This window comes from Bradyrhizobium sp. R2.2-H (assembly GCF_004346455.1).
GTDB classification, from domain to species: domain Bacteria; phylum Pseudomonadota; class Alphaproteobacteria; order Rhizobiales; family Xanthobacteraceae; genus Bradyrhizobium; species Bradyrhizobium diversitatis.
The window spans coordinates 558,800-571,109 of sequence record NZ_SMBR01000003.1; the positions used below are offsets into that span (position 1 = coordinate 558,800).

At 62.0% G+C, this 12,310-nt stretch carries 13 protein-coding genes and 1 tRNA gene; all 14 read right to left on the bottom strand.

The features are described from left to right. Positions 1-526: 526 nt before the first annotated feature. Positions 527-880 carry a hypothetical protein gene (locus EDE08_RS10095; RefSeq protein ID WP_131868734.1) on the bottom strand — a complete coding sequence of 118 codons (354 nt, stop codon included), beginning with the start codon at positions 878-880 and terminating at the stop codon, positions 527-529. After that, the gene (locus EDE08_RS10100) at positions 864-1,352 is read right to left on the bottom strand and encodes a DUF5681 domain-containing protein (protein ID WP_131868735.1); all 489 of its coding nucleotides are present in this window, start codon (positions 1,350-1,352) and stop codon (positions 864-866) included. The genes EDE08_RS10095 and EDE08_RS10100 overlap by 17 nt, the downstream gene beginning before the upstream one ends. A 7-nt stretch (positions 1,353-1,359) precedes the next feature. Continuing rightward, positions 1,360-2,037, bottom strand: coding sequence for a hypothetical protein (locus EDE08_RS10105; RefSeq protein ID WP_131868736.1), 678 nt, complete (start codon positions 2,035-2,037; stop codon positions 1,360-1,362). 287 nt (positions 2,038-2,324) lie between these two features. Beyond that, positions 2,325-3,146 (bottom strand): hypothetical protein, encoded by an 822-nt coding sequence (locus EDE08_RS10110; protein WP_131868737.1) that lies wholly within the window; start codon positions 3,144-3,146, stop codon positions 2,325-2,327. Positions 3,147-3,376: 230 nt separating this feature from the next. Further along, entirely contained in the window at positions 3,377-4,222 is an 846-nt protein-coding gene (locus EDE08_RS10115) for a helix-turn-helix domain-containing protein (protein WP_131868738.1), read from the bottom strand. A 446-nt stretch (positions 4,223-4,668) separates the two neighbouring features. Next, complete coding sequence (locus EDE08_RS10120; RefSeq protein ID WP_165941853.1) at positions 4,669-5,412, bottom strand: hypothetical protein; 744 nt, start codon at positions 5,410-5,412, stop codon at positions 4,669-4,671. 12 nt (positions 5,413-5,424) lie between these two features. Then, positions 5,425-6,699 (bottom strand): hypothetical protein, encoded by a 1,275-nt coding sequence (locus EDE08_RS10125; protein ID WP_131868740.1) that lies wholly within the window; start codon positions 6,697-6,699, stop codon positions 5,425-5,427. A gap of 1 nt (position 6,700) precedes the next feature. Next, on the bottom strand, positions 6,701-7,048 hold the full coding sequence (locus EDE08_RS10130; RefSeq protein ID WP_131868741.1) for a helix-turn-helix domain-containing protein: 348 nt from the start codon (positions 7,046-7,048) through the stop codon (positions 6,701-6,703). 144 nt (positions 7,049-7,192) lie between these two features. Next, entirely contained in the window at positions 7,193-7,708 is a 516-nt protein-coding gene (locus EDE08_RS10135) for a hypothetical protein (protein WP_131868742.1), read from the bottom strand. A 61-nt stretch (positions 7,709-7,769) separates the two neighbouring features. Continuing rightward, a complete protein-coding gene (locus EDE08_RS10140) occupies positions 7,770-8,492 on the bottom strand; it encodes a hypothetical protein (RefSeq protein ID WP_131868743.1) in 723 nt (240 codons plus the stop codon). 4 nt (positions 8,493-8,496) lie between these two features. Beyond that, the gene (locus tag EDE08_RS10145) at positions 8,497-8,787 is read right to left on the bottom strand and encodes a hypothetical protein (protein ID WP_131868744.1); all 291 of its coding nucleotides are present in this window, start codon (positions 8,785-8,787) and stop codon (positions 8,497-8,499) included. A 307-nt stretch (positions 8,788-9,094) separates the two neighbouring features. Continuing rightward, a tRNA-Ser gene (locus EDE08_RS10150) sits at positions 9,095-9,184 on the bottom strand. Between the two features lie 541 nt (positions 9,185-9,725). Continuing rightward, on the bottom strand, positions 9,726-10,049 hold the full coding sequence (locus tag EDE08_RS10155; protein ID WP_131868899.1) for a hypothetical protein: 324 nt from the start codon (positions 10,047-10,049) through the stop codon (positions 9,726-9,728). A gap of 219 nt (positions 10,050-10,268) precedes the next feature. After that, complete coding sequence (ilvD, locus tag EDE08_RS10160; RefSeq protein WP_131868745.1) at positions 10,269-12,119, bottom strand: dihydroxy-acid dehydratase; 1,851 nt, start codon at positions 12,117-12,119, stop codon at positions 10,269-10,271. Between the last annotated feature and the right edge of the window lie 191 nt (positions 12,120-12,310).

Consider the following 12,310-nt stretch of genomic DNA (forward strand, 5'->3'; position numbering starts at 1 on the left):
CTGCCAACTTGTCGCGCCTGTCCTTGGCCTCCTTCGCTAGCCGCTTCGCCGTCGCGGTCTTGCACGTCCGACACTGCCGTTTGAAGTGGCCCGGCTTCGTGGACTTCGCGAGCTTCGTATTTTCTGGCGTGTATGCGTGGCCCCTGGGGCAGTGCGTCTTGCTGGATTGGAAGCCGTTGCAGGTGATCACGCTGCGCTCTCTTTGCCTTGGCGGATCCACTGTCCGCTGCATCTGCAACCTAGGTTTTTGAAATTGATGAACAATCCTGTCGTGCGCCCTCCTCTGCCCTATCGGCGGCCCTAGCACCGAGCGGACCGCCATAGTCGGAGCCGCACTTCGCGAAGGCTAGGGCGAGGACTTCCTCCGGGCTGCTTACCGCCGTCGGTGGTCTGTAGATATCGGCGGCGATGGGCCGGCCGGGATCATTGAAGGCGTGGAGCTGTCGGTGGCGTGACTCACTCTCGCCCTGCCTTGTTCGGTTGTGCGGCGCACGCTCGCGCTGCCGCTTCTTCGGCTGCCCCTGGCTCATCGGCTGCCCCTCGCCTGCTCTGGGGGCACATCATCGTAGTGCGGCGCGATGGTGCTCCACCATTCCTCGAAGCTGCTGAAGCCAGCCAGCTCATCAGAGCGCGGCAAACCGCCGACGTTGAGCGCGCGCTCACCGACGCCGATCGCTGCGGCCGCGGCGCGCTCCGTGAACGCCTCCAACTCCTCGCCCGGCTCGCGCCGCCACCGGTGCGCGCCCCCGTATGCCCAATCGATCGGCCCCGGTAGTCCGCCGTGCACGATCAAAATCCGGAAGGTGTTGTCGGTCGGGTGATGCTTCGCGTTGAGCTTGCGCTGGACCGCGGCGAGCCGGGCTTCAATCTTCTTCGTCATTGGTTCCGATCCTTTGTTCGAGTTGCGCGAGGCGCGCTTCGATCTCTGCGGTCTCGATCGCGCGGCGTTGCATCTCGATGACGGCAGAAACCTCCATGGCCTCGGCCGGCGATAGCTCACCGTCCGCCATGGCTGCCGTGACAGCATCCAATGCGGCCACAACGTCGCCCGTAGTTTTCATCGACGGCAGAGGAAACCGCACGGGGCGCCCCCGGCGCGGCGGCATAACCCGGTCCAAGATCAATCGAGCTGCACCCATGTCGCCGCCCTTCGCCTTTCTGACGACCTTGGCGACCACGGCTTCGAGGTCGGACGACAGTAGCTGCTCGGCCAGCACCGACGCGCGATGACGAGTGCCCGGCCGCTTCCCTGCCGGATTTCCGGAGCGGCCCTTCGGAAAGGGCCTGCCCCGAACTTTCTTTGGTGCTGCTTCCGGCGCTGCATTTGCAGCAGCGGAACGTTTCGTCGTCACGGCAAGGCTACGCTCCAGCGCCGGCCCATCTTGGCCCGATGTACTGGACGTGCCGAACCGGACGCGAGAGCTGCTTGACGAACGTTCCGTTGCCGATGAACTCGCGAGAGATATGGCCGCCGGGCAGCTGTTTGGTGAGCATGCGGTGTTCCAGCGGCTTCATCCCGCTCGTGTCCATCGAGGCCGCCATCGCATCGGCGCGGATGCCATCGAGCGCGATGTCGAGCGCGACTTGGTCTGCCGCAATGATCTGTAAGTCCACTCCCTTCCAGCGCGGTGAGTGCGGCTGCATCTTCCTGTGCGTACGAATTTTGTACGCCACGAGATCTTCGCCGGCCATTGGCGGTTCGGCTGCGCTGCCCAACGCACGCATCACGCTATCGGCTTTGGCCTGCGCGTCGGCGAACTTGTTCAGATCGGCCATCGGGCGCGATTGCCGCCGCTTCAGGTCCGCAACACTCTGGGTCAGCGCGGCGAACGCGGCGGGATCAACGGAGTCGGCAGCGGTGCGCTGGGCCATTGTGGCGTCGTCGACATCATCCTTCTTCTTGCCATCGGACTTGAGCTGCTTCAGCTCGTCGTGCCTCGCGCCGATCGCGTCGCACTTCTTGCCTATCACCGCCATGTCGGTGCGCAGGCCGTCGGCGACTTCCGCGATAGCCTTCAAGAGTTCTTCGGGGGTCATCTGATTTTTCCTTCGTGGTTTGTGGTGTCCCTGACGGATCGAAACTTACATCGGATTATTGGAAAGCCAAAATTTGGCTGTGAACATCCCTTGTTACCCTCGCAGGTTGATCTATCTGCGCACATGTTGGTATGATCACCGCGCTGAAAATCTCCTGACAGTGGTTGTCAGCGTCCAGACCGCCCATCGCGTCCCGCCGGTGGGCGGTCTTTTTGTACGGCTGAGCGACGGATGTACTCGATCAGCCACGGCCCCGGCGCATTATGCCTCCATGCGTCGGGGCCATTTCACTTCGCGCTCTGCGTCTGCTTCGGGAAGGCGTTGAATTCGGTCACCCAGCTATAGCCGTCGGGCTGCTTATAGTTGCCGATGTGGTGCATGGATGAAAGGATGAAGGCGCCCTGCTGCGCGGCGTTCTGGTTGATCAACGACGACATGGCCTGCTGCGAATTCGTGATCAGCGTCTTCGGCATCTGCACTTCGTCGCCGACCTTCAAGTCCGCGCGCATCATGGTTTTGAACGCAATCGATGGCGCCTGAATCCATGTGGGCTGGCCGATGAGATCGCTGAACGTGATCTGCTTCACTCTCGGCGACGCTGAATTGTCGAACACGCTGATCGTGTTGCCAGTGATGGTGATGTCGACGCCGGAATAGTTGGGATCGTTGATCATTACCTTGCTGTGCTCGCTGACGAACTGCGCGATAACCGACAACGAACCGTAGCGGCCACTCTGAGTTTCGAGCGCGGTCAGATTCGGTGAGACGTTGATGTTGAACGTGTAGCCCTGGAACGCCGGGGAAAGCGCATTCTTGATGGCCTCGCCGAGGTTCTGTCCCTTCGTCCAGATGAGCGAGATGTTCTTCGGATAGTCGAGAGGCTTGTCATCTGCCGGGGGCGGTCCGGCTTGGATGATGAGATCGAGGCTCATGTCCGTGCCCTGCCAGTTTCCGAACGCCTGATAGACCCAGCCCTGCACGAGAAGGCCGGACTGCTGCGGCTTGGCAAGCGGTAAGCCCTGCTTGAAACCGCCGTACACCTTGATGCGCTTCCGGGTCAGGTTCTTTGATTGGCTGATCATTGAGAGCGGAACGCCCCACACCTTCACGAAGGCGCCCGCGTTGCCCGGGTTCGCAAAGGCGGCGACTGGGATGTCCAACTCAACCTGAAGCGCGCCGCGATCGTTCTGTCCCTGGGCATTGTGGCTCGTGAAGACCGGGCCGCCATCGATCTCAATCCGGTAATAGCGCATTTTCAAAACCTCATTTGTTTAGAGCGGCGAGATCGGCGCCATAGCGTGCCGCGGTCACGCGTCGGGCCAACATTGAAGTACTCAGATCAGACATTTGCGCGGCGTTCCATTGGTAGTGCGTGTGGCGCGGTCGAGGGGACGCGCGGCATCGGCGGCAGCGCGATCGCGTCGTCGGTCGCTTCCTTCAGATAGATCTCGAAGGACGCCAGCCAATCGCCAAGCGATGGCACGTCCCCGAAAGGGGGCTCGCTGAGAAAGACCGCAGCGGTGTCGACGATATCGTCAGCAGCGTGCCCCTCGCGAAGCAGCGCGTGCCAATGGGTCAACTCGTCGTCGCCCCAGGCGCTTGGCCAGTCCATGCGCCGCAGCTCTTCCCACGCAACCGCCGCCTCCACTTGGCTCTGCCGGAAGATCCGCGGGTTGCGGTGGCTGGACGAAGGAAGGGGCTTGGCAGCGATCGGTCTTGCCGCAACCTTCTGCGGTCGATCAAAAGAGTTCGCGTCCGCAGCGTCCGCTGCGAGACCAATGGTATCTTCACTATCAAGGTTAGAATCCTGTTCTAACAAGGTTAGGGCGGCTGCGCAGTCGTGTTCGCGAGGCGGCTTTGCGACTGTGCAGTCGTGTTCGCGCCGGCCTTCTTCCCCCTCGGTTGTCATGCGGTAGGTGTTGCTGCGACGTCCGCGCACCTTCTGCACGGCCAAGAGCCCCAGTCTCATAAGACGGCGTACGGCGCGCTCAACGCTCCTGCGGCAAAGGCCGCATAGATCGGCGATCCTTTGGTAGCCGACGAACGTCTCGCCGGTGGCGCTGTTCAGATGCTCGCCGATCGCCATTGCGACATGCAGGGCGAGCGCGTCGCCTTTCAGCCGCGCGATCAGCGCGCTGTGCCACTGGAGTTTCTGGATGAAAAATTCACTGCGTTTCGTCGACATAGTGTCCCTTCGATTTCGATATCAAGGAACGACGAACGCGCTTGCCTTTTCATCGCGCGTGCTGCAATGATTCCGGCTGTTCGAGGTGCGCGTTCATCGCTCCTCAGTTTCTTCAGCGCCCGCCAAGGTTCACAGCTTGGCGGGCGTTTCTCTTTTTCGGTTACCGAATCTCGTTTCGCAATAGCGCGCGAGCCCTCAGTCGACCACTTACAGACAAGCGCCTAATAGGAATGTCCGAAACGCTGATTTCGCTCATGAAATTCGATGCGATTGCTGGCCATGCGCTCAGAAAAAAAATCCTAAGCGCGCGCTGGCGACGGAGCGGCGGAAACGGTATCCGCCACGAAGCTGCGGAATTGTGCAGAAAATCGCAGATGTGGCGTCCCTGCCCCAACCTATGCCCCAACATCGGAGTGGCGCGCAGGGCCTGCGGCACTGCGTGTGCCCTAATGCTCGAAGGATGGAATTTCGAACGAGTCGACGTTGCCGACCGTCAGGTCCTCAACCGACGACATGGCAATCGCAGCGGTCTCATCGATCCTGGCCAGCTTGGCTTCGCGCGCCGCCTGGTCGGCCAGAAACGCCTTCTGCTCGTCGGAGCGATTGTTCTCGACGAGAGCTGTTACATTGAGCTTGGCCAGATCGGCCGGTGCGGTGTCCTTGATCAGCTTGTCCACAAACGCCTTGTCGGTGGCCGCGATGACCGACACCGTTAGCGCTTCGAGCCGCTGCTTGCCGGACGGAAGCGCGACGGCATCGCGCGCCGCCACCTCGGCCGCCTCGATCTTGGCGATCAGATCGGCTTTCTTCGCTGCCAAGATCTGATCCGGCGTCGGGCCGTCATCGACGATCTCATAGTCCTCGACGAATTTCCCAGCCGCCTCGTCATAGCGGACCGACGCCTCGACGTAAGGATGCGCCGACGGGCGCGGGAATGGATCTTTGTGATGGCGTGCGAGCTGCGACCAATTGGCGTTGGCCTTCCCCCATTCGGCGGCAGGATCTTCGGCGTTCTCGTAATCGTGCCACTGCGGCTTCGGCGGCAGCACCGGCTGTGCCTTCACCTCCCGCTCGCGCTCGAACCACGCATTGATCTCGCCAAGAAACCGCGTGACGTCGCTGGGGACGTCGACGATGACGCCGCGATCCTTGGCGATCTGGAGAAAGGACTTCGGAATCTTGTGGGTCATCATTGTCTTACCTCAGAGCTTCACGAGCGGGTTTGCGATCATGGCGAGCCCGACGTTGTTGTGCGACTGGCCACCCGTATTGTTCGACGTCACCGCGATGTTGTTCGATCCGCTTGAGACGACCTGCGTGTAGGCGACGACCGGGTTGAAAGGGAAGTCGCCGCCGCCCGTCGCAGACGATGTGACGCCGTAGCCGAAGTCGCCACGTGACGATGCCACGTTGATGGTGTTCGTCCCGTTCGCCGTGATCGTGGGGATCTGGCCCGCCGTGAGTATGTGCAGGTTCTCGCCGACGATCGAGCCCGGCGTCGAGACGCCGCCGGAGACAACGGGGACGCCGGTCAGTTTTCCCGAGCCGCCGTCATAGCCGACCATGGCGATGCCACGCAGGTCGATGACGACGATGCGACGATTGGCGGCGAAGTCGGCCGCCGCGTTCGCGCCGCGCGCGACCGGGTTGCCCGCGCTGTCCTGCACCGGACATTGCGTGTTCGAGAAATTGTTCCAGCACCACGCGAAGAGGTTAGATGCGCTAGCGCCGGCCAAGAGCGACGCGCCCGAGCCGGTGTTGCCAACCGTACCGCCGTTGGCCTTCACCCAGCCCGAGACGAGTTCGTTCGTCGGACGCCATTGGATCTGTCCCGTGGTCGCAAGCCCCGAAACGGTCTGCAATTCCTGCGAGGCGGAGATGAGCTGGTAGGGACCGCTGCCGGTGTCGATGAAGGTCGCAACACCTCCGGCAACGAGCGCGCCCGAACCGAGCGCGCTCCCATCCGGGTTGACGATCTGAATGGAGCCTGCACCAAGGTTGAGCGTGGAATCGCCCATGTTGTTGGCCGCGATCTTGACGTTGATCTCAAGACCCTGAATGCGCGTCGTCACAGCCGGGCTGAGGGCGACCACCACGCTGTTCACGCCACCGGTGTCCTGCGCAAACTTGAACGTCTGCGCCTGCGCCTGGGGGATTTGGATCATGTTTTCCATGGTGCCGGCGGTCAGCAGCATCTTGACCAGATCACCCGCGCTCCATGCGACGGGATCGGTCCCCTCCTGCCCGCGCACGATGGTCATGATGTCGCCGACACGCTGCGTGCAGCGGACAATCTCCTTGATGCCGCCGGTCGCTTCATCGATTAGGGTAACAAGAAAGAACTGGTTGCCGACGTTCGGGTTGGGGAACAGTGCCCCGGTGCCGGCTGCCACGCTCAAAGCAAGTGAGGCTGGAGTGATGCCGGCGGCAAGCGTGGTCTGCCCATCGTTTGTGTATTGCTGTGTCGGTGCAGTCATTTCAAGGCCGCCCATGATGCGATTGTGCCCCGGCAGCCACCAGTCGCCGTTTGGACGGAGGCGCGGCGGCCGTCTCAGTTGGGGTGCGAGTTGCCCCGGTGTTTGCATCACCAGATGATGCGAACGGAAGGCTTTCCAGCCACGCGAGCAAGTCGCTCCGTAAGATCAAAGTCTTGATGCCGAGCTTGCGCGCGCGAAGGGCGCCGCTCTGAATGGCTACGCCAAGATTGCTGCGGCCGATCCTCGCAACTTGGCACGCTTCAGCGATCGTGAGTGCCAGGGGGGTGAGGTACTGTGGCTCTAAGGGCGCAATCTGCCGCGATACTGCGGGCTTCGGTTGGTCGTCCATAACATTGCCTCCACCCCCACACTGGGGGGTTCATGATCATCGGCAACTTGTTTTGGACGGCGGCAAACAACCATAGAATTGGAGCGCGCGATAGCTGGTAACAAGCAAATTCTTGTGCGAACCCCTTCGCATGCGATCGTCGAGCTAGTCTGACCAGCGAATTTTCTGCCCTTTGAGGTGTCGCGTCGCGGCGGCATGCTTAATGGTGGATTCCATGCGAGCTTGGTCGACGATTGGAGAGATGACCAACTCAAGCCTGCGAACGATCCCGATGCAATGGGCAGGTGAAGGCACCGTCAGATTGTAGTTCGTGACATACCGAAAATCGTGATCGCCATTCATTTCTTGAATGCTAGCAAGGTAGATGCGCAGATCCGCAATCACGGGCAGGTGGTGGGCTTCACATAAATCGAGAAGTGCGATGAGGTTGTGACGGACATCCCTTCGCATCAAGACCTTCTTGGTGATTTGGCGCGCCGCCAAATATGACTTGAGGAATAGCTCGATCGAGTGCGCCAAGAGGAAGTACATTGGATAGAGAGGTCGCGGCTCGGGCGTATTTGCCAGCCGTTCAAAAGCATCGAGGTATTCGTGCGCCCGGATGAGTTGCTCTCCGGCGAAAATTCCCAACGGCTGCGGCATCTCGTGGTGGGAAGGCATTCGAACTCTCTGCAGTGAGACGTCGCTTTGAACATCCGTACGACCCATCTCACGGGCCTCTCTAATCTCCCGCTCGCTCTGTTTTGGAAGATCTTGCTTGTCGCAAACGACGAAGAACAATGACCAGTGCTACAGAAATCGCGACAACCGCCAAAACGATTTGAGCGAGAAAATATAGGAATTCTCTCTGACGGGCTTTGCGCTGAGCTTCCTGGACCACAGAAAGGAACATTTCCGGCGTCGGATGTAGACGATCGGTGACCGCCGGCAAGATCCTTCTGATTACATCGATTGTTCCGATTGTATCAGCTTGATCACCGTAGCGAAGGTGAAACGTGAAGTGCAGTTCGAGCCCGGGCGTCAAACTATCCGACTTGCCATCGGTTGCTCCGGCTAGGATTCCATTGAGCTTCGCAGAGGCTTTCGGACCGATGACGCCGAGCGACTGCAGGTCCAGCGTGGATGAGAGTTTATCGAGGCTTTGTTGACCGCTGGAAAGGTACAGATCACCTGCTTCGAAGGAATGCTCTACTCTCATGCTGAGAGGAACGATATTCGTCTCGGATCGGTTTATTATCGAAAGTGCGAAAGCCGCAGCGGAGGGGCCGCGTGGACTGATCTGCAGGTCGATGGCAGGTTGCTTTTCTTGGACCTCGCGCAGTTCTTTCGCAACACTGAGATCATAAGATCGCTTGGTGTAGATCAGGCTGCCAGCGGAAATGAGAATAGCCACGGTGGAAACCACTGTGGCATAGCCAGCCAGCGTTATTTTATTCCAAAACATCTGGCTATTTCTTGTACGCTGCCAGGGCACGCCGGCCTTCCTCGCTCACGCCGACTGTGATGCCATTGTGCCCGCCGTACATGACCGCCGATTCGACTTGTTCAACGGTCAGTTTGAGGTCGCGAGCAACCGAGTACCAAAGGTACTGCTGCATCGCCGCCTGATCGTTTGCGATGAGCGTGTTGATGTGGTCGACGACGCGTTGCGCCATCGCGTTGTGTTCATCGGCCTTCCGACGCTTTTTTGGGTCGGAGCCGCGGTAATCGCTCAGGCGTGGTTGAAGTGGAAGTTGCATTTGCCTAGCGGCCCTCTGAGGTGCACCAATCGCGTGCTTGATCGACCGCCTGCCAGTCCCCAACACACCACAACTGGGTCATCATGGGTCTGTATCCTCTGGCGAATCGCCACGTTTGGTACCCAGTTTAGCCAGAGCCGCGTCGATCCGGGCGACCTTCCAGCCGATAAGGCCGCCCCCGCCTCCACCTGAAGCTGGCGGAAGTCGCAGAGATGCCACGCCAACAGGGCTGATAGGGCTGGCGCTAGGGCAGAAGCTCCATGAGGAGCAATTTATGAAATGAGAACAATCGCTTAAGCCAGCTTACTGGCGGAAGGGGTGGGATTCGAACCCACGGTACCCTTGCGGGCACGCCGGTTTTCAAGACCGGTGCCTTAAACCACTCGGCCACCCTTCCCCGTCAGCGGGCTCAAGCACTTAGCCAATGGTGGCGTTGAACGCAAGGCGAACGAATAGTCTGGTTCTGGCCGCGCCGTCGCTCCCGCATGATCAAGCCGAAACAAGGCAATCCCGTTCTTGAACAGATCGTCGTCGCATCATCGAGACTGATCAACATGCGGCCGTCGCCAACGGCCGACGGAAATGATGCGCATATCCCCCGAAAACGCGAGCCCCCCCCCACCAAAAGCCGTCAATTCGCAGCCGGTAGGCGGCTCGATGGCTGTCCCAGGCTGGCACATGAACCTTGGCACGCGCCATGCAGACCTATCTTCAACCGGGGATTTTGCATTTCCCTCCCTGGGGCTGGAGCAACGCCGCCTGCCATATTTCAAGCAGGCGGCGTTGCTGTTCCCGCGGCCTGCGGATCGGGTGCACCTGTGTCAACGATCCGATTGTGCGGCGATCACGGAAGTTCTGCCTGTTCGCGCTCTGAAGCAGCACCGGAAAAGAAAACGGCGCCCCCGAGGGAGCGCCGCGTGATGCTCTTCCGTGTCGGCTCAGTAGCCGCAGGACGCGCAGCCCATCTGCACCGGGGCGTAGTAGGAATAGTCCGGCGAGACCATCTCGACGCGCTGGCGCGTGGCGTATTGCGGGGGGATGCGCTGGTACTGGACGCCCGGGGGCGCGACCATCACGGTCTGCGGCACCATCACGGTGCGGTACTGCGCCGGCGTGCGGTGCGCGACCACGGCGCCCGGCGACACCATCACGGTCTCGTCGACCGTGCGGTATTGCGGTGGCACGTATTGCTGCTGATAGCAGGTCGTGCAGGGCGGCGGCGTGTAGCAATTGTAGCAGCCGGCGGAAGCTGCGCCCGTCATGGAAACCGCGGCGACGGCAGTCGAGAAGACGACGGCGAAAGTACGAGACATTGTGGTGGTGCCCCAGTTGCCCGAAATGGATTTGCGAAGGTGCCGCAGTATACGCCGCAAAATCCTCGGCTGCCGAACTTCGTCGAGGCATCCTTAATGCGAACAGCCGGCTTTCGCCGGCCGTTCAGAACTCGTTGACCATCTGCGCCGCGCAAACGCAGCGCGCACTCAATTCGAGCGGCGCTTGACCTCGCGCACCGCGCCGCGCGCGGCGCTGGTGGTGAGCGCGGCGTAAGCCTGCAGCGCGGTCGAGACGTTGCGCTTGCGGCCCGTCGCCTGCCAGGCGGCATCGCCCTTCGCCTCTTCCGCTGCGCGGCGGCCGGCGAGCTCCTCGTCGGAAACCTCCAGCGTGATGCTGCGGTTCGGAATGTCGATGGCGATGATGTCGCCGTTGCGCACGAGACCGATGTTGCCGCCTTCGGCGGCTTCCGGCGACAGATGGCCGATCGACAGGCCGGATGAGCCGCCGGAGAAGCGGCCGTCGGTGACGAGCGCGCAGGCTTTGCCGAGGCCCATCGATTTCAGATAGCTGGTCGGATACAGCATCTCCTGCATGCCGGGGCCGCCGCGCGGGCCTTCGTAGATGATGACCACGACCTCGCCGGCGACGACCTTGCCACCCAGGATGCCTTCCACCGCGGCGTCCTGGCTTTCGAACACGCGCGCGGGGCCGGAGAATTTCAGGATCGAGGCGTCGACGCCGGCAGTCTTCACGATGCAGCCGTCCTGCGCGAGGTTGCCGTAGAGCACCGCGAGGCCGCCGTCCTTGCTGAAGGCATGTGCGAGGTCGCGCACCACGCCCTTCTCGCGGTCGGCATCGAGCTCGTCGTAGCGGCGCTCCTGGCTGAAGGCGACCTGGGTCGGGATGCCGCCGGGCGAAGCACGGTAGAAGGTGCGCACCGTCTCGCTCTTGGTGCGCTTGATGTCCCAGCGCGCCAGCGCATCGTTCATGGTCGGCGCGTGCACGGTCGACACCGAAGTGTCGATCAGCCCGGCGCGGTCGAGCTCGCCCAAAATACCCATGATGCCGCCGGCGCGGTGCACGTCCTCGACGTGCACATCGGCGACCGACGGCGCGACCTTGCACAGCACGGGCACGCGGCGCGAGAGCCGGTCGATGTCCTGCATGGTGAACGCCACCTGCCCTTCATGCGCGGCCGCGAGCAGATGCAGCACGGTGTTGGTCGAGCCGCCCATGGCGATGTCGAGCGTCATCGCGTTCTCGAACGCCTTGAAGTTGGCGATGTTGCGCGGAAGCACGCTGGCGTCGTCCTGCTCGTAGTAACGGCGGACCAGATCGACGATGGTGTGGCCGGCCTCGACGAACAGGCGCTTGCGGTCGGCATGGGTGGCGACCACCGAGCCGTTGCCGGGCAGCGCGAGCCCAAGCGCCTCGGTCAGGCAGTTCATGGAGTTGGCGGTGAACATGCCGGAGCACGAGCCGCAGGTCGGGCACGCCGAGCGCTCGATCACCTTGACGTCGTCGTCGCTGACCTTGGAGTCCGCGGCGGCCACCATGGCGTCGATCAGGTCGACCGCCTTGGTCTTGCCCTGCAGCTTGACCTTGCCGGCCTCCATCGGGCCGCCCGAGACGAACACGGCGGGGATGTTGAGCCTGAGCGCTGCCATCAGCATGCCGGGCGTGATCTTGTCGCAATTGGAGATGCAGACGAGGCCGTCGGCGCAGTGCGCGTTGGCCATGTACTCGACGCTGTCGGCGATCAGCTCGCGCGACGGCAGGCTGTAGAGCATGCCGTCGTGCCCCATGGCGATGCCGTCGTCGACGGCGATGGTGTTGAACTCCTTGGCGACGCCGCCGGCCTGCTCGATCTCGCGGGCGACGAGCTGGCCGAGGTCCTTGAGATGGACATGGCCGGGCACGAACTGGGTGAAGGAGTTCACGACCGCGATGATCGGCTTGCCGAAATCGGCGTCCTTCATGCCCGTGGCGCGCCAGAGGCCGCGGGCACCCGCCATGTTGCGGCCGTGGGTGGTGGTGCGGGAGCGATAGGCTGGCATGGCGGTTTCCGTCCTCGGGTTTGGGCCGGGCGGGAAAATGTGGAGCCGCCTCAGGCCTTTCCGGCCGGATAGCGCACGGGGTGAGCGGGCGCAACGGGAACTTGGGGCGGACAGGGCTCCCCTGCTCCCGGCGCGGGCTCCTGCCGCGCCTTCAGTTGTCGTCCCGGACAAGCGCGCCTTCGAGCGCGCGC